The 22,784-nt window shown below is 39.9% G+C and carries 19 protein-coding genes; 4 read left to right on the forward strand and 15 right to left on the reverse strand.

Going from position 1 to position 22,784, the window contains the following annotated elements; all coding sequences use genetic code 11:
• Window positions 1–26: 26 nt before the first annotated feature.
• From B7E07_RS21345 to B7E07_RS21385, 8 genes are all read right to left on the reverse strand, one after another.
• The gene (locus B7E07_RS21345; protein ID WP_176215263.1) at window positions 27–737 is read right to left on the reverse strand and encodes an alpha/beta hydrolase; all 711 of its coding nucleotides are present in this window, start codon (window positions 735–737) and stop codon (window positions 27–29) included.
• Window positions 738–1,346: 609 nt separating this feature from the next.
• Entirely contained in the window at window positions 1,347–2,558 is a 1,212-nt protein-coding gene (locus tag B7E07_RS21355; RefSeq protein WP_080848797.1) for an ABC transporter permease, read from the reverse strand.
• On the reverse strand, window positions 2,551–3,483 hold the full coding sequence (locus B7E07_RS21360) for an ABC transporter ATP-binding protein (protein WP_080848798.1): 933 nt from the start codon (window positions 3,481–3,483) through the stop codon (window positions 2,551–2,553). Before B7E07_RS21360 ends, B7E07_RS21355 begins: the two co-directional genes overlap by 8 nt.
• Window positions 3,480–4,343: an ATP-binding cassette domain-containing protein gene (locus B7E07_RS21365; protein ID WP_080848799.1), complete on the reverse strand. Its 864-nt coding sequence runs from the start codon at window positions 4,341–4,343 to the stop codon at window positions 3,480–3,482. The genes B7E07_RS21360 and B7E07_RS21365 overlap by 4 nt, the downstream gene beginning before the upstream one ends.
• Window positions 4,336–4,743, reverse strand: coding sequence for a GntR family transcriptional regulator (locus B7E07_RS21370; protein ID WP_080848800.1), 408 nt, complete (start codon window positions 4,741–4,743; stop codon window positions 4,336–4,338). Before B7E07_RS21370 ends, B7E07_RS21365 begins: the two co-directional genes overlap by 8 nt.
• Before the next feature lie 27 nt (window positions 4,744–4,770).
• Window positions 4,771–5,493 carry a hypothetical protein gene (locus B7E07_RS21375; RefSeq protein ID WP_080848801.1) on the reverse strand — a complete coding sequence of 241 codons (723 nt, stop codon included), beginning with the start codon at window positions 5,491–5,493 and terminating at the stop codon, window positions 4,771–4,773.
• A 315-nt stretch (window positions 5,494–5,808) separates the two neighbouring features.
• Window positions 5,809–7,185, reverse strand: coding sequence for a UDP-N-acetylmuramoyl-tripeptide--D-alanyl-D-alanine ligase (locus tag B7E07_RS21380; protein WP_080848802.1), 1,377 nt, complete (start codon window positions 7,183–7,185; stop codon window positions 5,809–5,811).
• 167 nt (window positions 7,186–7,352) lie between these two features.
• On the reverse strand, window positions 7,353–8,432 hold the full coding sequence (locus B7E07_RS21385; protein ID WP_080848803.1) for a D-alanine--D-alanine ligase: 1,080 nt from the start codon (window positions 8,430–8,432) through the stop codon (window positions 7,353–7,355).
• 408 nt (window positions 8,433–8,840) lie between these two features.
• On the opposite strand from B7E07_RS21385, the gene B7E07_RS21390 reads away from it, so the two are divergent.
• Window positions 8,841–10,031: a dicarboxylate/amino acid:cation symporter gene (locus B7E07_RS21390; RefSeq protein WP_080848804.1), complete on the forward strand. Its 1,191-nt coding sequence runs from the start codon at window positions 8,841–8,843 to the stop codon at window positions 10,029–10,031.
• A gap of 167 nt (window positions 10,032–10,198) precedes the next feature.
• On the opposite strand, the gene B7E07_RS21395 is transcribed toward B7E07_RS21390, so the two are convergent.
• From B7E07_RS21395 to B7E07_RS21420, 6 genes are all read right to left on the reverse strand, one after another.
• Window positions 10,199–11,665 carry a SulP family inorganic anion transporter gene (locus tag B7E07_RS21395; protein WP_080848805.1) on the reverse strand — a complete coding sequence of 489 codons (1,467 nt, stop codon included), beginning with the start codon at window positions 11,663–11,665 and terminating at the stop codon, window positions 10,199–10,201.
• An 812-nt stretch (window positions 11,666–12,477) separates the two neighbouring features.
• Window positions 12,478–12,861, reverse strand: a complete 384-nt coding sequence (locus B7E07_RS21400; protein ID WP_080848806.1) for a VOC family protein — start codon at window positions 12,859–12,861, stop codon at window positions 12,478–12,480.
• A gap of 61 nt (window positions 12,862–12,922) precedes the next feature.
• On the reverse strand, window positions 12,923–13,501 hold the full coding sequence (locus B7E07_RS21405) for a cob(I)yrinic acid a,c-diamide adenosyltransferase (protein WP_080848807.1): 579 nt from the start codon (window positions 13,499–13,501) through the stop codon (window positions 12,923–12,925).
• 75 nt (window positions 13,502–13,576) lie between these two features.
• Window positions 13,577–14,977 carry an ABC transporter ATP-binding protein gene (locus tag B7E07_RS21410; protein WP_080848808.1) on the reverse strand — a complete coding sequence of 467 codons (1,401 nt, stop codon included), beginning with the start codon at window positions 14,975–14,977 and terminating at the stop codon, window positions 13,577–13,579.
• A 2-nt stretch (window positions 14,978–14,979) separates the two neighbouring features.
• Window positions 14,980–16,029: a FecCD family ABC transporter permease gene (locus B7E07_RS21415; protein WP_080848809.1), complete on the reverse strand. Its 1,050-nt coding sequence runs from the start codon at window positions 16,027–16,029 to the stop codon at window positions 14,980–14,982.
• A gap of 232 nt (window positions 16,030–16,261) precedes the next feature.
• Window positions 16,262–17,041 carry a hypothetical protein gene (locus B7E07_RS21420; protein ID WP_080848810.1) on the reverse strand — a complete coding sequence of 260 codons (780 nt, stop codon included), beginning with the start codon at window positions 17,039–17,041 and terminating at the stop codon, window positions 16,262–16,264.
• A 399-nt stretch (window positions 17,042–17,440) separates the two neighbouring features.
• Between B7E07_RS21420 and mgtE the strand changes: the two genes are divergently transcribed.
• The gene (gene mgtE / locus B7E07_RS21425) at window positions 17,441–18,799 is read left to right on the forward strand and encodes a magnesium transporter (protein WP_139785681.1); all 1,359 of its coding nucleotides are present in this window, start codon (window positions 17,441–17,443) and stop codon (window positions 18,797–18,799) included.
• Window positions 18,800–19,403: 604 nt separating this feature from the next.
• A complete protein-coding gene (locus tag B7E07_RS21430) occupies window positions 19,404–20,579 on the forward strand; it encodes an FtsW/RodA/SpoVE family cell cycle protein (RefSeq protein WP_080848811.1) in 1,176 nt (391 codons plus the stop codon).
• A 602-nt stretch (window positions 20,580–21,181) separates the two neighbouring features.
• Here B7E07_RS21430 and B7E07_RS21435 read toward each other — a convergent pair.
• Window positions 21,182–22,045, reverse strand: coding sequence for a sulfite exporter TauE/SafE family protein (locus B7E07_RS21435; protein ID WP_080848812.1), 864 nt, complete (start codon window positions 22,043–22,045; stop codon window positions 21,182–21,184).
• Between the two features lie 112 nt (window positions 22,046–22,157).
• Here B7E07_RS21435 and B7E07_RS21440 point away from each other — a divergent pair, with 112 nt between their 5' ends.
• Window positions 22,158–22,754, forward strand: coding sequence for a YqaA family protein (locus B7E07_RS21440; protein WP_080848813.1), 597 nt, complete (start codon window positions 22,158–22,160; stop codon window positions 22,752–22,754).
• Window positions 22,755–22,784 lie beyond the last annotated feature (30 nt).

Raw genomic sequence — 22,784 nt, forward strand, 5'->3', positions numbered from 1 at the left:
TCATTGCAATGTTATGATCGCACGACTCAGGAGGTTTTAACATCCTCTCCCTTGTTCTCTAAGAACTCTAATACTTCTTTAAATAATTTCTCATTTTCACTGCAATGACAGATAAGGTGCTTTGAATCTTTAATATAAATTAATTTTTTTATTTCTGTACCAATATGACGATAAAGGAATTCAGCACTTTTTGGAGGAACAACACCGTCGCTTTCTCCTTGAGCAATTAAGGTAGGAACATGCACTTGATTCAAGATCGGTCTTACCGCTCCAACAAGACGGCGGAACTGAAGCGTAGCAGTGATCGGTGTGGCTTTGATTTTCCTTGTGTAGCGGACGAACATTTCATTTTCAAACAGTTTTCCCTGAAAAGCATCTGTCAGCATCTCCCGAACGTCCTTCAAGAGCTGCCGAGGGTTTACATAGTAAGCAGCAGCACTAAGCAGGATCAGACGGTCCACTTTATGATTCACCGCCAGATAACTGGCTATTAATCCACCCATAGAAAAACCTACCACATACACCTTTTCGCATTTAGCACTCAATCTTTCTAGTTCATTTTCAGCATGCTGAATCCATTTATTATATTCAATGCCTTTAAGCTTTAGGCTTTCCCCATGCCCAGGCAAAGTTGGAACAGCAATCTCCCAATCCGTATGCTCTCTTAAGTAAGCAGCAAGCGGTTCTACCTCGAATGGGGCACCTGTAAATCCATGTATACACATACATCCAATCACCTTAGCCACCTGCCTATTTCCATAATTGTTATTATTGTATCTCTTTCCTCCATTTCTTACTACTGAAACCCATTTAAGTTGGCAAGTGATTTCCACTCCATGGTACTCGCTTTCCGCGGGGCGGGTGCTGAGCCTCCTCGTCGCCCTTCGCTCCTGTGGGGTCTCACCTTCCCACTCCTCCCGCAGGAGTCTCGCACCATTCCGTTCCAATCAATATTTTTTTTTTGCAAGGATCCATTGTAAATAAAAAGGCAGCACACGATTGAACTTTTCACAAAAAAAGAGGCTGAGACAAAACGAAATTAATCTTTCTAAAACACGAATATTCACTATCTTGGTTTGGGTGTTTAAACAAGTCCGTTCCACCTGCGCTGCGGACCCTCGCTTTCCGTGGGGAGGAAGCTGAGCCTCCTCGAAGCAAAGCTTCTGCGGGGTCTCACCTTTTCCTCTATTGCCCACAGGAGTCGAGGATCCTCCGCTCCATTTCACTCATGTTCATAAAATATATTTTATAATCATAAACAAAAAACCGAATGATTAGAAAGGTAACTTCCTAACCATTCGGTTCTATGGGTATGTTAAATACTTATGTCCCAGCCTCTTTTGGAGCTAGTATTTTAACCACTTAATAATTTCTTTTGGTGATGCATTTTTGCCATAGATCAGAATTCCGATCGAGAAGATCTTTCCTGCTAACTTCATGCAAATCCAAATGCTTGCGGCTAAGATGGCAAGCGAGATGCCAATCTCGATCCATGGCCAGCTATCTAGCATGGATAGTCTCATAAGCAATACACCTGGAGATGAAAGCGGGAAGTATGTTCCAATTTGCGCAATGATTCCGCTTGGATCTGATAGGACAGGACCGATAAAGAGAAGCGGAACAAATGGCAGCATAAAAACAAAGCCTTGGAAATTACTAGTCGTATCTACATCTTCAAATGTCGCACCTATACCTGCGAAAATGGCTGCAAACAGCAAGTAGCCCAGAATAGAGATGAATACGAAAAACAGTGTTTCTGGAACAAATAAATAATCAGCAATCGGGAAATCTGAATTCCACAGCAAGAATGGCAGAATAATAATCACCCATACCAGTACCTGAGACATGCCAACTGCGAAATAACCAATGATTTTTCCTTGCATAAGCTCAGTAGGCATTAAAGAGGAAAGAATAATTTCTGCTACCTTCTCCTTCTTTTCTTGTGAAGCACTTTGGAAGACCATCATTCCTGTCATAACGATCGAAAACAGGATAACTCCTCCAAATATTCCTGGCACTAAACGCGTCAGAGGATCTGTTCCCTCTTCTGTATTTTGGCTCATTTCGGTTTGATTAATGGATAGATCTCTTGCAATATAAGCTGCTTCTTCATCAGATAAATTTAACTGACTAATCCGAAACTGCTGCAGAGGCTGAAGCAGAATATTTACTTCCTGGCTGAATTCCCCCTCCATGCTTTCGTTGGAATAAACCTTCAGTAAACCTTCTTCTAAAGCTTGTTCATCGAACACAATATAGGCTGTATTTTCGTTATCTCTAACTTCATCCAGAATCGTTTCCTGGTTTTCGGAGGTGATTTCAGTGTCCCATTCAATCCCTTGTGTCTCAACAAATGCACCCACACTCTCCCAAATCTGCAAATCATCCTGAATGTAAACAGTTGGTGCCTCTGGTTCTGATTCAAAGGAGTCTAATAAGGTTGGAAATGAGTAGAACAAGATAAACATAAGCGGAGTAATCAGTAAGGAAATGATAAAGGATTTATTTTTAACATTCTTTTTAAACTCCCATTTCGCTACTTTCATACTGTTACGCATGGTCATCATTCCTTTCTATAATATTTTTATCTGTTGCAATATCAATAAAGATTTCATGAAGAGACGTGCGGCTAATGGATAACTCCTGAATATTTAAGCTTTCCGGCAATTCCCGCAGCCACTGAGCCGGATTAATATCCTGCTGCAAATAAAGTGTGAAAGCTTCTCCATTTTGTTCAACTCTGTGAACTTGAGGCAGCTGTTCTAGACTTTCGATTCTGTTTTGGCCCCGTAATGTACACTTATAGCTGCCGAATTGTGCTTTCACTTCATCAAGCTTGCCATACACAACTTTTTCACCGCGGTGAATCATGAAAAGCCGATCACATAATTCCTCTACCACATTCATCTGGTGAGCAGACAGCAATATGGCCGTACCAGCTTGAGCTAATTCTTTAATTTCATTTTTCATAACATCTTGGCTGACCGGGTCAAGACCGGAGAATGGTTCATCGAGGATCAGCAATTCTGGTTCATGGATAATGGATGCAATAAATTGAACCTTCTGACCCATCCCCTTTGAAAATTCCTCAATCGTGCTTTTCTCTTTCCCTTCCAAACCTAGTTTTTTCAGATAATATAATGCTCTCTCTCTAGCTTTCTTCTTCGGATAATCCTTCAATTCAGCAAAATAAAGAATAATATCCATAATCGGCACTTTTTTATAAAGGCCCCGTTCCTCTGGCAAATAGCCAATCTTATTTTTAGGAATCTCTCCAGATTTCAATCCATGAAAAGTAACAGAACCTTCATCAGGGAACATAATGCCCATAATGCTTCTGATGGTCGTAGATTTACCAGCACCATTTGGTCCGAGAATAGCAAGGATCTCCCCTTTTCTCACTTCAAAAGAAATATCCTTAATAATACGTTTGTCTTTAAACGACTTCCCGACACCTTCAACTCTTAATGTTTCTGTCGTCACTTTGAATCCGCCTCCTCTGAGAGTATATATGAAATAATTTCTTCTATATCAAGTGGTTCTGATTGCAGCCATTTGATTCCCTTTGCCATCAAATATTGTTCAGCTGACTCCGGATCGCTGACACATATAACTCTATCATTCTCGCGATTAACTTCACCCGGCAAATAGCTGCTGATCGGCTCTTCAAGCCAGTATCGTCTATACGAGCCATCCAATTCATCCTTTACATAATGACCGATCAGCTGGCCATTTTTCATCACCGCTATATAATCGGCCAGCTTTCGGATATCCTCTGTCTGATGACTGGAAATAATCATTACCTTGTCTCCACGATCCATCCATTCAATAAAAAAGTTCAGCAGGATTCTTTTTGCAGGAATATCAATATGTGCGGTTGGTTCATCCAAAATAATAAATTTTGTATCGCGTGCAAGAGCAAGAGCAAGACAAAGTTTTTGCTGCACCCCTTGCGAAAGCTTCGCAAACTTTTTATCCAGCGGAAGTTTCAAAGACCTTGCAATTCTGTCAAAAAAATTCTGATCCCAGCTTGGATAAAGTCCTGACATTAGAGTAACAAGCTCTCTTCCTCGGAAAAAGTCCCATCCTATTACTGTTTGGGGCTGATATGTGATCAGCTGCTTCCACTCTTCATTTTCAAAGCTAACAACCTGCCCGCCGATTTCAATCGTACCGCTATCAGCTGGCGCTAAGTTCATCAGCATTTTTAATAGCGTACTTTTGCCTGCTCCATTGTCACCTGCAACCACTGTAATCGTTCCTGTTTCAAATTGAAGATCAATGGGTCCAAGCTGAAAATCTTCTATTATTTTTGTTGCGGAACTCACCCTTATGTCATTCATGCTTGCTTCCTCCTTTCTCTTTCAGGGAAGCTATAACTTCCTTAAATACTTCCTCAATCTGTTCTAATGTATAATCATGACGAAGTGCTGTTTCAACACTATTCTCAATTGCTTTATACACGGCAGAAACCTTAACCTCCTCTTTAATGGATGCAGAAACATCTGCTACAAATGTCCCTTTTCCTTGTGATGTTTGAATAAAGCCTCCATGCTCCAGATTTAAATAGGCTCTTCTTGTTGTGATCACACTGATTTCAAGATCTTTTGACAAGGCTCGTATTGAGGGAAGCGGTGTACCCGCAGGCAGCTGGCCGCCAGCAATTAACGCTTTCACCTGCTCCTCAATTTGATGATAGATCGGTGTTTTGGAGTCTTTTGAAAGACGAATTGGCAATTGCACGTCTTCGCCTCCTTCCATAGACATTCATTATTTTAAGTAATTCATTTTTCTAATTTGCTTTTCAGCATACTTTTTACAATATTTAACCGTTATGATTGAAAGGACCACACTGCTGATAATAGAAACTGCTGGCCACTTTTGAGCTGCTTCTATACTCAAGAACACAACGCCCTTTCCAGCCCAAAAATGAACACCGAAAATAGCACCAAGCAGAATACCAAAGAATAAGATTGTATAGATTGCATAAAACCATTTATTCTTTGTTGTTGTATCTCCAACATCACTTGCCGGAAAAAGAGCTCCTCCTATAATCCCGAAACTCAGCCATATGACAAAAAATGCTGCTGCTGAAACTCCTTGCAATTCAGCTTTATAAAAGTCTGAGAAGACAAGCATAATGGTTAGAACAATCATATTAAACGGGATTGCAAAAATGAAATAAACCAAATATCGGCTGATAATCAATGCTTCTCTTTTTACTGCGAGCTGATTAAGCATTAAGAAGTAAGGCGAAGCATAGACACCTTCATCCACTTTCTGAAACTGAATCTCTTTCGGTCTCATCCAATAGGTCATACACCAGAAACAAATTATAAAAAACAGGTCATACAAAAAGCTCATCTCTTCCTCAATTGCTACCGTGAAAAAGAATCCAAATATGATTGCAAAAGGCAACATGAGCCAAATTCGTTTTACCGTTTCTTTCACTTCAAACTTTGCGAGCCACCACGCTTGCTTAATCTCTGCCAATCAAAAAACCTCCTTGCTTTAACTGTTATACTGTTTATATCTATATACACAGTATATGAAAAATAATAACAGTAAGCAACCCCTTTTTGATATTTTTGGTAAACAAGAAAACACTGGTCGGACTAGGAAGTAAGCTCTAAAATAAATAAGATGTTCTTAAACAAAAGAGTCAATAGAACAAAAACTACCCTGTTTCACATGAAACAGGGTAGTTTTTCCAGTAGAACAGATTATTCAATTATCCTTTTAAATTAAAGCATTCTCATATCCACTTAACATCTGTGGCTATATTTTATTAAAAATAATCAGTACAGCTTATTCTTGCAAACCTGCTACGACATCTTCTAATTTCATGCCTCTTGATGCTTTTACCAGTACAATCGTCTCCTTGTTCACTAGCTTTTGCAATTGTTCAATGAGCGGCTGCTTTTCCTTAAATGAGTATACTCTATTTTCCGGAAAGACGCGGCCTGCACCTTCTGCAATGTATTGTCCAAGTTCTCCATATGTGAATACAGCACTAATTTTATCAGGATTAATAGACTCGCCAACCTTGATATGATATTCCTTTTCCTCTTCGCCCAATTCCAGCATATCGCCAAGGACAAGAATTTTATTTTGATATCCAGGAAGGTTCGCAATCAATTCAATCGCTGCATTCGTGGATGTTGGGCTTGCGTTATAAGCATCATTGATGATTCGCTCGCCTTTCTTTCCTTGTAAAAGTTCCATTCTCATATTGGTCAGCTTAATTTTAGATAGCCCTTCATTCATATCCTCAAAGGAAATATCATAAAAAGAGGCTGCCGTCATGGCTGCAAGAGCATTAAGAACATTATGAGTACCCAGCACCGGGAGCTGGAATTCCCTATCTGAGATATTCACCTTAAAGCAGCTTCCATCATCGCTTTGACTGATATGTGTCGGATATAAATCGTTGGAAGTGTTTGAACCAAAGGTTTTCAGCATTGCTCCGCCATTATACTGTTCAAAGTGCTGCTGCAGGAGCGGCTCATCCCCATAATAGATAATACATCCATCACTTTTTAGACCATTGATGATTTCAAGTTTCGCTTGTGCAATCCCTTCTTTGGATCCTAAATCCTGCAGATGAGCTTCACCGATATTTGTAATCATGACAACCTCAGGCAGTGCAAGACGGCTGAGGAAGTCAATCTCCCCTTTACCGCTCATACCCATTTCTAACACAGCCAGTTCAGTATCTTCTTCCAGATTCAGAATCGTTAAGGGAAGACCAATATGATTATTATAATTCCCTTCCGTCTTTTGTACTTTGTATTTTAGCGATAAGAGACTTGCCGTCATATCCTTTGTCGTGGTTTTTCCATTGCTGCCCGTTATGCCGATCGTTTTGACATCCAACTGCTTCCTATAGCTGCGGGCTAGTTCCTGCAGAGCCACAAGTGTGTTTTCCACTATAATGATTGGCAAGTGCAGCGGCGGATTTGGAACGTCATTTTGCCATAATGCCGCAGCTGCTCCTTGTTTTAAAGCTTCCTCTACAAAAGCATGCCCATCAGCACGCTCTCCTTTAAAGGGAACAAATAAATTTCCATCTGTAATCTTTCTTGTATCTATCGTTACTCCGGTAATATGCACGTTCGAATGTTCGGATTGAAAATCATCCACACCGATCATAGCGGCTACCTCTTTTAAGTTTCTTGCAATCATGGCCTGCCTCCTATTTTCACTAGTACATCTAATTTGTCTATGTCTATCAAGTGAACATATGTAGAAAGCATAACGCCTTGTTCACCGGTCTATAGTCATGCAGACAGTTTTTAGGGAGGCGTAATGCTCACTATTTAGCTCTTTGACTTTTTAAAAATAATGACAGATTACATCGTGTGCTTAATCTGCTGTTTTTCCTCATGTCTTTCCACCGCGAGCTGAACAAGACGTTCAATCAGCTCTGGATATTCTACACCTGAATGCTTCCATAATAGCGGGAACATACTAAAAGGAGTAAATCCAGGCATTGTGTTTACTTCATTAATATAAAATTGACCGTCTTTTGTTAAGAAAAAGTCTGCTCTGACTAATCCTGAGCAATCAAGTGCTTTAAAAGCTGTTATGGCCATTTCCTTTAGTGCAGCATATTCCGAATCAGTAATCTCAGCCGGAATCATCATAGCAGTATCTCCATCCTGGTACTTCGCTTTATAATCATAAAAAGATGCTTTCGGAATAATTTCACCTGCTACAGAGCATTCTGGATCATCATTACCCATAACTCCTGCTTCAATTTCACGAGCTGTTACACCTTCTTCAATAATAATTTTCCGATCAAATTGAAACGCTTCCTTAAAGGCCGCTGAAAGTTCTTCTCTGTTTTCACACTTGCTGATTCCTACGCTTGAACCAAGGTTAGCAGGTTTAACAAAACAAGGATATCCGATTTCTGTTTCTACCTTCTCATATGCAGCTGCCTCTGCTTTTTTCCACTCGCTGCGAATAAACCAAACATATTTTACTTGCGGCAATCCCGCTTGAGCAAAAATGTTTTTCATAATTACTTTATCCATTCCAGCAGATGAAGCAAGCACTCCGTTGCCTACATACGGAAGATTCAGCAGTTCAAGCATTCCTTGGACAGTTCCATCTTCTCCATTTGGCCCATGTAAAAGTGGAAAAATCACATCAAAAGGTCCTGCATCTTCATCAGATGATTTAAACAAGGTTGGTGCCAACGCTGTGGGAGACAATGCTTCTCCCTGCTCAAACGCAAGCTCCTTCACACTTTCAACAGGACCAATTAACTCGTTCCCTTTGACCCAGCGCCCTTCTTCGGTTATATAAATTGGATGAATTGTAAATTTATCTGAATTTAAAGCTTTAATGACAGCCATTGCCGTTTGCATGGACACTTGATGCTCCGCAGATTTGCCGCCATATAACAAGCCGATTTTAGTTTTCATTTGTTGAACCTCCATTTTTAAATCACACGTAATCATTTTACACTTTTGAGCGTAAAAGTTCCATCTGCTACCTGCTGTTACAAAGGATCAGAAGTACATTCATATTACAGCAGGTCAGCCATATATATTCCCTCAATAGTAAAAAGTAAATCATAGCCTATACGTATATGTATGAATAAGAAATACAAATGTAGCTTTTCTTAATGATTTTATTTCATTTCATCCTATTAAACCATGACAACATTAAAGAAAAGTTACATTCCGCCTATTTTTCCATTACATTTTATTATACTGAATATACGGAATAATTATATTATTCTAAAATAATTTATTTCTATTAACTTTTTGTAAAACATACGTTATAATCCTCCTATTAAAAACAATTGTATTTTATAGGAGGACATAAGAATGAGGAAATTTGGCTTATTGCCGCGTATTATTATTGCTATCATTTTAGGTATAATCGCAGGAACCTTTTTACCAGAATTCATAATAAGAGTGTTTGCCACATTTAACAGTCTGTTCGGCAACTTTCTTGGTTTTGCCATCCCGCTTATTATTATAGGTTTTATTGCTCCTGGAATTGGTTCTATGGGCAAAGGAGCAGGAAAAATGCTTGGGATTACGACTGGTCTCGCCTACATCTCAACGATCGCAGCAGGGATTATAGCTTTTCTCGCAGCAAGTCTCCTTTATCCCGTGATGTTAAAAAATCAGAGCTTCACACAATTCGGCAACCCTGAAGAGGCTTTGCTTGAGGCATACTTCACAGTTGAGATGGCACCAGTAATGGGCGTGATGACTGCCCTCTTAATTGCTTTCACCCTTGGATTAGGTCTTACAGCGATTAAAGGAAGCACTTTACAAAATGCATTAAATGATTTTCAGGCCATTGTACAAAAACTAATCGAAAAAATCATCATCCCATTATTGCCGTTCCACATTTTTGGAATCTTCTCAAACATGACCCAGGGCGGACAAATTGGAACCATTCTGAGTGTTTTTGCAAAAGTTTTTATCATGATTATTGCTCTTCATCTTATTATATTACTCATTCAGTACACAGCTGCCGGAATTGCAGCAAACAGAAATCCATTCTATATGATCAAACAGATGATTCCCGCCTATTTTACTGCACTTGGCACTCAATCATCCGCTTCAACAATCCCAGTCACTTTAAAGCAAGTGAAAAAGATAGGTGCCCGAGAACAAACAGCTGACTTTTCTGTTCCATTACTGGCAACGATTCACCTTTCAGGGAGCACAATCACAATTGTCAGCTGTGCCATTGCTGTCATCATGCTTCAAGGACAAAGTATTTCCTTTATAGAGGTTCTCCCTTTCATTCTTATGCTGGGTGTTACCATGATTGCTGCACCTGGAGTCCCAGGTGGTGCTGTTATGGCGGCAATTGGATTGCTCGAATCGATGCTCGGTTTTGATGCAACAATGCTTGCCCTCATGATTGCTCTTTATTTAACACAAGATAGCTTCGGTACAGCATGTAATGTTACTGGGGACGGAGCATTAACTGTGCTCGCAGATAAACTAGGAGGAAAATCTGCCGCGAAACACACTTCTAATTCACAGAGTGCTTAACGCTATTCACTTAAAGAGGCGTAAGGAATGATCCAGATTCTTACGCCTTTTCAATTGGACATATTCAAGATTTACACAGGTGGTCGCTAAGAACAACAACGTGTTATTTACTGACTTAATTTTTCTACTGTTAAACAGCAAAAAAAAAACACGCTAAGACGCGTGTTTTAATGTCCAGATAACTTAGCACCTGGGTTATGCTGAATAGAAAGTCGCTCCATTAACTTCATGCTTGGAGAGTTCAAGCCGGTTAATTGCACTTGTTTTCCATTCTCCCGCAGTTTAATGACAATTTTATCAATCGCAGCAACTGCAGAATCATCCCAAATATGAGCACCGCTGAAGTTAATTTCGACTTCTTTATGATCATCATATAAATCAAAGGACCCAACAAGTTCATCAACGGAGGCAAAGAATACCTGACCCGTTACAGTGTACAATTTCTTCGTCCCCTGTGTTGTGGAGGTTACCTGCACCTTTGAAATTTTCGCTACAAAGAAAATCGCACTGAGAACAATACCAGCTAAGACCCCTTTAGAAAGGTCATGTGTAACCACCGTCGTGACAGTTGTTGTTACCATGACAATCGAGTCCGTGACCGGCACCTTCGTAAGTCCTTTAATAGAAGCCCAGTCAAAGGTTCCAATGGAAACCATAAACATTACGCCTACCAGAGCCGCCATTGGGATTTGGACAACAATATCACCTAGAACAAGAATTAAAAACATTAAAAACAAACCGGCAACAAGAGCAGATAATCTTCCTCTTCCGCCTGATTTAACATTGATTACGGATTGGCCAATCATTGCACAGCCAGCCATGCCCCCGAAAAAGCCTGTAATAATGTTGGCAATTCCCTGCCCACGGCTTTCACGATTTTTATCACTTGCTGTATCTGTCATATCATCAACGATTGATGCTGTCAGAAGAGATTCCAGCAACCCTACAATTGCCAAAGCAATCGAATACGGGAAAATAATCTGCAGTGTTTCAAAAGTAAACGGCACATCTGGAATCAGAAATCCAGGAAGCGAAGATGTGATTGCTCCCATATCACCAACTGTACGTACACCACTATTAGTCATAAGTGCAATAATGGTAATCACTATGATTGCCACTAGCGGAGATGGTATAGCAGTTGTGATTCTTGGGAAAAGATAAATAATGGCTAATGCTCCTGCAACCATAGCATACATCACCCAAGTTGCATCGACGAATTGGTCAAGCTGCGCCATAAAAATCAAAATTGCTAAGGCATTTACAAAACCAATCATGACAGAACGGGGAATGAACTTCATAAACCGCGAAAGTTTAAATACCCCAAACAGAATTTGCAGAACACCTGTTAAAATCGTTGCCGCAAATAAATATTGCAAACCATGATCAGCAACAAGTGTTACCATTAACAAAGCCATTGCTCCGGTAGCAGCTGAGATCATCCCTGGTCTGCCTCCAACAATAGCGATCGTGACAGCGATACAGAAGGAAGCGTACAAACCAACCATTGGGTCAACACCCGCAATAATTGAAAAGGCGATTGCTTCTGGAATTAGGGCAAGCGCCACAACAATTCCGGACAGAATATCACCTCGCACATTTCCAAGCCATTGTTCTTTCATTGATAATACTCTCAATATTCCACCTCATTTTTTATTTGTAAGTGTATAAAAGAAGAGCACAAAAAAGCGAACAGACAAAATAACAACACCTTTCATAGATGAAAAAAGTGCTGCACCCTTTATTCGCAAACTCAGTGTTAGATTAGCTGTTATAATAAGGATCACGGCATTTAAGTCCAGTTAAAAGCACTCTTTTTGCTTCTAAACATTGAACATAAAGACTAGCCTGCTAGGCAAGGATTAGCTTTGCCATTATACTTTCTGAAAGTATAACAATAGATAAGTTCCTTAAAATAGTGCTTCTCAAATACACTTACTTTTTATTTAGTTGACGTCGAACTCTCATCGACGTCGGGGCCGTTAAAAACATATGTATCATATCATACAATTAATAATTTACAAGTTCCGTGTAAGCGGTTAAATATATTATTCTCTTCTTTTATTGCAGTTTTTCTCTAATATTCTATCAAACAATATAAACAACTTAATTTTGACAATATAAATAAAAAAGAGACTGGGACAAAACAAAAATAAATTTCTAAAACACGAACATTCATAGTCATGGTTTGCGAGTTTACATAAGCCCGTTCCATTGCGCTGCGGACCCCCGCTTTCCGTGGGGAGGAAGCTGAGCCTCCTCGAAGCAAAACTTCTGCGGCGGCTCACCCTTTCCTATATTGCCCACAGGAGTCGAGGATTCTCCGCTCCATTTCACTCATGTTAATAAAATTATTTTATAATTATAAATAAAAAACCGAATGATTAGAAAGATGGACTTCCTAACCATTCGGTTCCAAAAGTGTGTTAAATACTTATGTCACAGCCTCTTAGCCTACTGGCGTACATATTTCGATGTAGTGACCATCTGGGTCTTCCACATAAGCAACCTTTTGCCCCCACGGCTTTTCAACTGGTTCAAGAAGGACCGGTACACCTGCAGCTCTTAATTTTTCAATCATCATCTCTACATTTTCTGTCACAAATCCAAGTTCAAACGTTTGCTCTTTTCTCAGCTCATCAGGTATCGGGAGTTTTGTGATGGCACGGCCATCTTCACGGGTGTTAAAGGCTAAAATCGTATTTCCTGTTTCAAACTCAATATAAGTACCAATTTCATTTCTTAATGTTAAACCAAGCAGCTCTTGATAAAAATGTTTTGTTTTACTTAGATCTAAGCTATATAAAATAACATATCCAAGTTTTAAATTCATTTTGACCGCTCCTTTAATCACTTTATAATGAAGAAGACGTTTTTTGGAATGGTTTTATTGATTAATTATTTCTTGTTTTACCCTTAAATACATTTGCACTGCGGGCATACTCAACATCCTTAACGTTCAGTCGAAAATTCACTACCCGCGCAAGAGCAAAGAAATAATCAGATAATCGATTTATATAGGGTAATGCTGCAGGAGAAATTTCCGGATCTGCTTTTGCCAGCGTGACAACAAGGCGCTCGGCTCTTCTTGTTACTGTGCGGGCGATATGTATGGTTGCGGAAGCAGGCGAGCCGCCAGGCAATATGAATTTTTCCAGTGTTGGCGCTTCTTCGATAAACTGATCAATTCTGCCTTCAAGATATTCGACTGCTGCAGCATCAAGCTTAGACTCTTTATTTACTGTTACATTAGCTAAATCTCCGCCACAATCAAACAACTCATGCTGAATTTTTTCAAGATCATCTAGAACATCGCGAAAAAGAGAATCATCAAGCTGTGTCATTGCTTGTCCAACAAAACAGTTTACTTCATCAACAGTACCATATGCCTCAACGCGTATATCATCCTTTTCCACTCTGCCGCCAATAACACTTGTTTTTCCTTTGTCACCCGTTTTCGTATATAGAAGCATCCCTTTATCCCCTTTATATTCATTATTTTTTATTTAACTTCCTGCAGCTGGTAAGTCGAACCACTAGATTGTTCTTCAACAGAAAGGGCCATTTATCCTCTTTAAACTTTTCATCATCGCATCAGTTGTGCATTCATAAATTCCTTGGCTGATTAACTTGCCCAGAGGAGAGATCCGCGCTGCTGAAGTTAGTGTCTCTCCCTGCTGAGTGCCTGCAATTAAAATGCTTTCATTCGTCAAATCAAATTCTTGGAATTGTTCAAGCGCTTTTACCTTCGCTTCTGTTGCTGTTATAATACTTTGAATATAAACTTCGTCTGAAAACATTCCGTTTATAAAAATCCATGTATTTATACCATACTCAATAGACACATCTGCTATTACCACTGTAAAGACCGAAAAACCTTCCCCTTCAAATAATGCATAGCTGGCATCCTCCGGTTTACCAGCTGAAATCATTCCGATCGTTTCTCCCGCTTCAAAGCCCTTGGTTATTATATAGTCTTCCATTTCAGCCGAACATTTTATTGGGGATTGTTTTGTATGCCAATTGACAAAGGAGCGGTTCCAGCCGATTCCAGAGCCCGACACACCAGATGCTAAGGTTTTAAGATAGAAAGGCGATTGTAATGAGAACTGGCCTTGTTCAATCGTTAAATGCTCTGCTCCTATCTTTCTTGAACTCCTTTCATCCTGCATTCCTTCCGACAACAGAACCATCTGGGGTGCAGGGACAAACGGATGTGGCTGTTTTTTTATTTCCGTCTCATAAACGGAGGAAATGACCTCTTCTCTCAACACTCCATATGGCACATCATCCTTCAGCAGCTGGCCAGCATCCATCAGCAATAACCGATCACAATAAAGGCCAGATAAATTAAGATCGTGGAATATTGAAATGACTGTTAAGCCCTGTTTTTTTGTTAAAACTTGCAGCAGATCCAATAAATCTTTTTGGAAGGATAGATCCAGGTGATTGGTTGGTTCATCAAGCAATAAAATCTCCGGCTCCTGCGCTAATGCCTGTGCCAAAAACACACGCTGACGTTCCCCTCCTGAAAGATGCTGCAATTGCTCATCCGCATAACGGCTTATGCCTGTCAGGTCCATTGCCTCAGCCACAATCTGTTCATCCTTATCAGTTAATGCTTGGAACCAGCCCTTTTGATGAGCGTAGCGCCCGAGGGAAACTGTCTCTTTAACTGAGTAGGAAAAGTGATCTTCGGAGTGCTGAGATAACACAGCAATCACTTTGGCCAGCTCTTTAGGACTAAAAGATTCAAGGCTTTTCCCTTTTATAAAAATATCTCCAGCTGCGACTTTATGTACTCCACTTAACATTTTCAAAAGCGTCGTTTTTCCGCTTCCATTCGGCCCAATGATGCCAAGCAATTCACCTTTTTCGACTTCAAAGCTAATATTCTGAACTAAGAACTGATTGGCATACCCGCCTGTAACGCTTCGAACACTAATCACATCTATCCTCTTCTTTCAGATCGTCTTTTCATTAAAATAACTGCAAACACAGGGGCACCAATTAATGCCGTAATCACACCAATCGGCAGTTCCGCAGGAGAAATAATTGTTCGTGCAAGCAAATCTGCAAGAATTAAAAAGCCGCTGCCTGTCAGCATGGATAAAAGCAGCAAATGGCGATGATCCGGCCCCCAAATGAGCCTAGTCAAATGCGGAATTACCAGACCTACAAATCCAATTGTTCCTGAAACTGCTACAGCACCACCCGTTAAGATTGAGCCTCCGATTAAAATGAGCATCTTCTTTCTCTGTACATTTACTCCGATATGAAAAGCACGCTCTTCTCCAAATGACATCGCATTGAGCTCATGGCTGCTACTTAATAAGATCGCTGAGCCTATGATCAAAAAAGGCAGCAGAATCAATACATAATCCCAGCCCCTCATAGAAACGCTGCCAAGCAGCCAGCCGATGATTTGGCGAAGCTCGTCACCTGTTAACGCAATCATCAGCGAAATCATTGCCCCTAAAAATGAGCTAAAAATAATGCCAGTTAAGATAATGGTCTCCACCCTCATTGCACGGTCTATTTGCCGGGCAAACATAAGCACAAATAAGATGGTGATAAAAGCAAACCCAATGCTTAATATCGGCAATGTAAAAAGCCCTGCTGCAGGTATTGTTATTCCAAAAAACAAAGTCATCACAGCACCGACAGAAGCCCCAGAAGATACCCCTAATGTATAAGGGTCTGCCAATGGGTTTCTTAATAAACCTTGAAATGCCGCTCCCGCTATGGCAAGTGAGGCACCTACCAGCCCGGCCAGCACCACGCGAGGCAGGCGGATATTCATGACGATATTCTCAAACAAGGGATTGACACCGTCTGGCTTATAATGAAAGATCTCTGCTCCGATGATCTGCACAATTTGCAGGATCGGCACTGAAACACTGCCAATGGAAACACCAAGCAGGATTGAAACTATCAAAAACGACGCAGCCAGTAAATAGGCCAGTCCCTTATTTCTTAAAAACTTTCGAATGGATAGCATGCGTACCTCTCTCTGCCTTTTTGAAAGCTTGTTAGGAATGAAAAAAACACCTCCGCAGCTATTCCGGAGATGTCAGTATACAGATATGGTTCTCCATAAACTGCTTGCCGCAATTGTGCTTAAGCATTGTAGAGAATTAAGCAGCGCTCTAATGCCGTCACATTTCATGAAATGAATAATATCCATAGCATCTCATTATTTCCTCAGTAAGACAAGTTAAGTGAGCTAACGATTAACTGCTATAGATTCGCCATTCTCTCGTCTTCTTGTCAATTACAAGCTTGGCTTCACATTTTCTCTTTTTTGAAGCTTCTTCATATTCATCCATCATATTGTCCATATTAACAAAGTCACCAATTACCCATATAGGCACTTCGATACGAGTCCGATTTTGTGCCATATCTTTAATTGATAAGACAATGCCTTCTTTCATCAAAGGTCTTAAATCCTTTAAGACCTCGCGCGGGATAACCGGATATGTTTTTTTCCGCTTAAATCCAAGCAGGGTTTTCTCAATTTTAATTTGTTCTAGTTTTCCTGGCAGACAATCACCAAGCATGTTATAGAAGTTTTGCATATCACGATAATATGTTTTGTTAAGCCAGCCATCATCATGCGCCAAATAAACAAAACGATTGCTTAAGATATTATAAAATGGCTGTCTCAGGTGCTCCTTTGTATGTCCAAGGTATAGAAGCTCTGCTAACACTTGACCCGGCAGCTCGTTTAAGGCTTCTACCTCTTCAAAATCAATCCAGCAAAAATCACCATATGAATACACATCATCATTTACTAATTTTGAAAGCTTTTCTTTCGTGACAAAATCCAGCATCGTATGCACGTGGAATTCACCATGATCAAAGTTGTGTTTTAAAAGCAAAAGGTGATTAAAGGAATCGGATAATGACTGTGAGAATTCGGCAAATTCAATTCCATATGTCATCACATATTGCTCTTGTTCATTTAACAAAATATAAACGAGATCCCGAATATCCTGATTTTTCTTCTTCATACATGTAACCCCCGGGTAAATAAAAATACGAATAGCTCTCTGTATTCATAGTGGCAAAATGATAGATTTCAAACACCAAGCTTCAGCAGCCTTCTAAATGGGTATATTTAAAACAGGTCACATACATATGATCGCACTACTTCTATTTATGAGCATACAATACACATAAGAAACTTGTTTAAATTTGGAAATACCATATTTTAATTATCTTCATTTTAGCAAAAAGGCACAAAAATTGCTTATTAAAAAAATATTACAATTCAGATTTAAAATTCTTTTTTAGGTAAGCGGTTGCCGCCATTCCATATAACTCTTTTATTTCTTATAATGTAAACAGAATATAAGCAGGCGAAGATATGTTATACTCTAATAATTTCTGCAGAAAGGGGCGTGACGATTTTGATCCAAAATATGACCGAAAATCAAATCACACTTTACATTATTAAAACGTTAAAAGAAAACAAAAAGAAGGATTTCGACGTAATTCTTGATGAACTGCAGCCGTATGACATTGCTCAGCTCTACGAAAACCTTCCCGAAAAGCACCAGCCTCGTTTCCTATTGTTCTTATCCGTCGACAGGCTAGCTGATTTGCTGGAAGAACTGAATAAGGAAAAGCAGCTGGAGGTACTGAATAAGATAGGAAAAGAGCGGACAGGTAAAGTACTTGACGAGATGGACAACGATGACCTTGCATTGTTGCTTGACGAGTTATCACCTGAAAAAATCGCTTCGCTTCTTTCCGGCATGAAAAAAAGCGAGTCTCAAATTGTACAAGACATCATGAATTACCCGCCAGAAACCGCCGGCCGGATCATGACAAACCGTTTTGTTTGGATCCGCGATTACTATAGTGTGAAAGAAGCCGTCGAAAAACTGAAGATTTTTGCTGAATATGCGGAAACGATTAACTACCTCTATGTTATAGATCAGCACCGCAAGCTTGTTGGTGTTGTGTCATACCGTGATTTATTGATTGCTGAACCACATGAAAAAATTAGCGATGTCATGTATGAGCGTGTGATTGCCGCTACCGTCACAACCGATCAGGAAGAGGTTGCACGGATGGTTGAGAGATATGACTTCCTTGCTATTCCAGTCGTAAATGAAGAAAATGTTCTAATGGGAATTGCGACGGTCGATGACTTAATCGACGTTGTGATCCAGGAAGCGAATGAAGACATTGAAAAGCTTTCCGCCTCTGGTAAATCGATTGACTTTGATACGAAAGCATTTGTTGCTGCCTATCGGCGGTTACCATGGCTGATCCTGCTTCTTTTTATTGGCATTCTATCCGGCGGAATTATTAGCGGCTATGAACAAACACTTGAGCAGGTAGTTGCATTAACCTTTTTTATGCCGATGATATCAGGCATGACAGGGAACACCGGTACACAGTCACTTGCAGTTGTTGTTCGCGGACTTATTTCAAATGATATTAATAAAAAAGTTGTCACAAAGCTTATCCTTCGTGAATTTTTTGTCGGTCTTTTAATTGGACTAACCTGCGGTATTTTAATTTCCCTTATCGCTTATTTTTGGCAAGGTAATGCGGTATTAGGCCTTGTGGTTGGTGTTTCTTTATTCTTAACTCTCATTATTGGAACATTAGCCGGTGCCGTTATTCCGCTAATCCTTTATCGCCTTAACATCGATCCAGCGATCGCATCTGGTCCGCTGATCACCACATTAAATGACATCTTTTCACTAATTACGTATTTTGGCATTGCCACCATGTTTATTAGCTATTTAACGTAAAACATATCCCCTTGATATCAAGGGGTTTTTTCTTTATTTGAACAATCCCCTATCCCTGCTGGTCTAAACCTCTAATAGCATGGTTTGCTTAGACACTTTAACAGTTTGGGGTTATACGGTGACTCAACTTCCCTAAATAGAGGCACTCTCGCGATCGGAATGACTCAGCGGTTCTATTTCCCCAAACTGACACTCGCCTTCTCTTTCGGGAATTACTTTGCCGTTCTATTTCCTCAAACCGACACTCACCCTCTCTTTCGGGAATTACTTTGCCGTTCTATTTCCCCAAACTGACACTCGCCTTCTCTTTCGGGAGTTACTTTGCCGTTCTATTTCCCCAAACCCTCACCCGGCCTATCGTTCGGGAATTCCCCCGTCTACCTTATACCTGTTTTAAACCATTTTGTCATTTCTATTTAAAAAGGAAACTATCCTAACCCCATTTTCGTCTATACTGATAGATTATTATTTTGGATGCTGCGAAGATTGTATTGAATGACATTCTCTGCTTTGATAGTCTAAAGGAAAATAATGTTTAATTCAGACTGCTACCATCGAAATAATCATAGAGATGTAGAGATGATAAAGAAACTGGGTGTTATAAATGAATCGGCAAAACAGAATGACAGAACGTTTTGATTGGAATTTAAGCTTGCTGCTGTTTTTATTTTTTATCATTAGTTGTGTTGCTATATACAGCGGGCAATCAACTTCTCAATATAATGTCAATTTCGCTCTCGCCCAAATTAAAAATTATGTTGCCGGGACCGTCATCTTAGCCATTGTGATGTACTTTGATACAGAACAGGTAAAGAAGCTTGCCTGGTATTTGTTTGGACTTGGGTTCATTCTGCAGGCTGGTTTGTTCGTTGCTCCAGAATGGCTTGCTGAGGAGAGAAAAGGAGCAACACTCTGGTACCAAATAAAATTCTTAGGTTCTGTCCAGCCTTCTGAATTCTTTAAAATCTTTTTAATTATTGCTCTGGCTAAAATAACCGTGGGTCATCATAAAAAGTATGTGGCCAAAACGTTTCAAACGGATTTGTTGCTCCTTTTAAAAATCGGCGGTTTGACCTTTATTCCATTTGCATTAATTGTGGTCGAGGATTTAGGGACAGCGCTTGTAATTTTGGCGATCATGACTGGAATTATTCTTGTTTCCGGAATCACGTGGAAGCTGATTCTTCCAATTATCACTCTTGGAAGCGCAGCTGTTGCCGGTATTCTATATCTTGTGATTCGGGCGCCACAGTATCTTGAGAAATACGTTGATACGTATCAGATGTACCGTATTTATGCTTGGTTAGACCCTGTTGGCCACCGTCAGGGAGATGGCTTGCAATTATATAATTCCTTGCATGCAATTGGCTCTGGTCTTCTATCTGGAAAAGGCTTTTATGATCGGCAAGTGTATATCCCCGATGTTCATACCGATTTTATTTTTAGTGTCATCGGAGAAGAATATGGTTTTGTCGGCGCCAGTATCGTCATTGGATTGTTCTTCTTGCTGATCTATCATTTAACGAAGACAGCCCTAGAAACTGCCGATCCTTTTAATACGTATATTTGTGTCGGCATTATTGGCATGATCACCTTTCATGTCTTCCAAAATATCGGCATGACCATCCAAGTGCTGCCGATTACGGGGATTCCACTTCCTTTTATCAGTTACGGCGGAAGTTCGATTATGGGGAATATGATGGCAATGGGACTTGTCTTTGGGATGAGATTTCATCAGAAGAATTACATGTTCTCATCTGGGAAAAATTATGTTGACTAAATTTTACGGTTTTTAATTTTCGGCTTTTTTCTCGGCAAGGCTATCACTACAAAGAGAAAAGCTATGTACCGATCGGACATTTTCTCCTCGCCCTTCAGATGAAGGAGTCACTGAAAAATAAGCGGAGATTTTACCCTTATTTCCAGATTTGAGCTATTTTCGGGCGAAATAAGGGGAGATTTTCCGGCTATTTTGAAATAAAATCGCCCATTTGCACGTTTTTTGGTTATTTAGACGGAATTTCTCCGTCTATTTAAGCACATTTTAAGTGATTTTACGAAATAAGCGGAATTCTTCCGCTTATTTCTGAGATTTGTCATTGTGGATTTCTAGGAAAATCTGTTACTATGCGAAATGATAGTCATGCTCAGCACCCGCCCGCCGGAAAGTGAGTACTCTGAGTACATTTAAGTAATAAAAATTAAGTTTTCAAACACAGTCTATGTTAAAAGAAGAATTACTTTAAGAAGGCTTCCCTTATGCTTGATTACAAGAAAATATTTCGTTCTGCCTCCATCCAGACTTGCCCTTGTCAAAGCCGTTACCCTTACTCTTCCAACGGCATGAGCATCTTTTGGATGGAAGCTTCACATAAAATGCAATTACTGCTCTTCTGCAGTTTTTTTCTTGCTGCGCATTCTCACAAAGGCAATCACAAAAAAGCTCAGCACGAAAAGTGCGGTAATCGCCAAACCTGCTGTATTGAAGTTTACTAGCTTCATGATGACACTAATAACAGTAGATATATACAATACTCCTAATAGGCGCGTAATTTCCCCGTTTGCAAAGAAATTGGTTAAACGGGCTCCAAATTGTGAGCCGATTAGACCGCCTGCTACTAAGATTAAACCTACGAGCAAGTCTATCTGAACATCAAAGGAATACGAGATAAAACCGGATGAAACAATGAATAACACGGCAAATAAACTGGTGCCCACCGCTTTTTTAGACGGAAATCCAAGGAAGGCAACACTTAATGGAACAATGATAAAGCCTCCCCCTACACCGAGGGTTGTAGAAACTAAGCCTGCTCCAAAACCAATGATTAATACTTTTCCAATTCCAGGTGAACGTTTCTGCATCCCCTTTTGAACTGCTTTCTCTTTTTTCAGCATTTGTACGGAGAAATAGGAAAGCATGACAATATACAGCATTGGGATGACCCATTCATCATAGCCGCGTTCCTCAAGAAACAGAACGAATGGCTTAGCAATCTGTGTTGCCAGCATGCCACTAATTCCCAGCAGCAAACCTTCCTTCCAATAGATATTTTTCATCCTTAAATGGGCAACGATCCCCGAAAGAGAGCTTCCTATCGTAAATAACAAGCTCGTCGTTATCGCTTCAACTGGTTCATAACCAATCAGCATTAAAAACGGTGTTAAAATAAACCCCCCGCCGATCCCAAAAAAGCCCGACATGACACTTACTAAAACACCTAATAAAAAAAAGAAAAAGTATTCCACGATATCACCCTCTGCTTAGAAACATATACTCCCAACATTGTACACCTGCCAAAAAGACATGTCTAACCTCGTTTGAACAAGCATATGATGATCATGAAAGGAGCATTGGAATATGCCTGCGTTTATACATAGTATTGAAGTTTGGTTAATGGAGTATGGTGTCTTTAGTTTATTGTTTATCTCCTTTGCAGATTCTTCTTTTTTTCCGATTCCACCTGACGTTCTCTTAATTCCTCTTGGGATCGCCAATCCGGACAAAGTTTTTGCTTATGCATTGTTAACCACTGCAGCATCCGTGCTTGGCGCTGCATTTGGCTGGGTAATAGGTAAAAGACTTGGAAGGCCAGTTTTGAAATTCATTATTTCGGAAAGCAAGATTAACAAAGTAGAAGAATATTTTGCTAAATACGGAGCCATGGCAATATTAATCTCTGCATTTACACCATTCCCTTTTAAAATTTTCACCATTTTTGCTGGGATTTCAAATGTTAAATTAAACGTATTGATTATTTGGTCTATTATTGGCAGAGGTGCACGATTCTTTTTAGAGGCAGCGATCATCCTCTACCTTGGTGCCAAGGCGGGACCTTATATTCAGGAACACTTTACACAGATTACACTGATTGGCGGAGGCGCCGTTGTTACTGCTTATTTGCTTTACCTGGTGATAAAAAATAGAACGAAACCTATTAACATAACAAAGCGCTGACATTATCAAGATGTCAGCGCTTTTTTTATT

The sequence above is a fragment of the Cytobacillus gottheilii genome, assembly GCF_900166665.1.
GTDB lineage: Bacteria > Bacillota > Bacilli > Bacillales > Cytobacillaceae > Cytobacillus > Cytobacillus gottheilii_A.

Excerpts from the sequence above, each read along its gene's own strand:
- B7E07_RS21355 (WP_080848797.1), bottom strand. The coding sequence starts at position 2,558 with ATGCGTAACAGTATGAAAGTAGCGAAATGGGAGTTTAAAAAGAATGTT.
- B7E07_RS21365 (WP_080848799.1), bottom strand. The coding sequence starts at position 4,343 with ATGAATGACATAAGGGTGAGTTCCGCAACAAAAATAATAGAAGATTTT.
- B7E07_RS21380 (WP_080848802.1), bottom strand. The coding sequence starts at position 7,185 with ATGATTGCAAGAAACTTAAAAGAGGTAGCCGCTATGATCGGTGTGGAT.
- B7E07_RS21385 (WP_080848803.1), bottom strand. The coding sequence starts at position 8,432 with ATGAAAACTAAAATCGGCTTGTTATATGGCGGCAAATCTGCGGAGCAT.
- B7E07_RS21390 (WP_080848804.1), top strand. The coding sequence starts at position 8,841 with ATGAGGAAATTTGGCTTATTGCCGCGTATTATTATTGCTATCATTTTA.
- B7E07_RS21400 (WP_080848806.1), bottom strand. The coding sequence starts at position 12,861 with ATGAATTTAAAACTTGGATATGTTATTTTATATAGCTTAGATCTAAGT.
- B7E07_RS21405 (WP_080848807.1), bottom strand. The coding sequence starts at position 13,501 with ATGCTTCTATATACGAAAACGGGTGACAAAGGAAAAACAAGTGTTATT.
- B7E07_RS21415 (WP_080848809.1), bottom strand. The coding sequence starts at position 16,029 with ATGCTATCCATTCGAAAGTTTTTAAGAAATAAGGGACTGGCCTATTTA.
- B7E07_RS21420 (WP_080848810.1), bottom strand. The coding sequence starts at position 17,041 with ATGAAGAAGAAAAATCAGGATATTCGGGATCTCGTTTATATTTTGTTA.
- B7E07_RS21430 (WP_080848811.1), top strand. The coding sequence starts at position 19,404 with ATGAATCGGCAAAACAGAATGACAGAACGTTTTGATTGGAATTTAAGC.
- B7E07_RS21440 (WP_080848813.1), top strand. The coding sequence starts at position 22,158 with ATGCCTGCGTTTATACATAGTATTGAAGTTTGGTTAATGGAGTATGGT.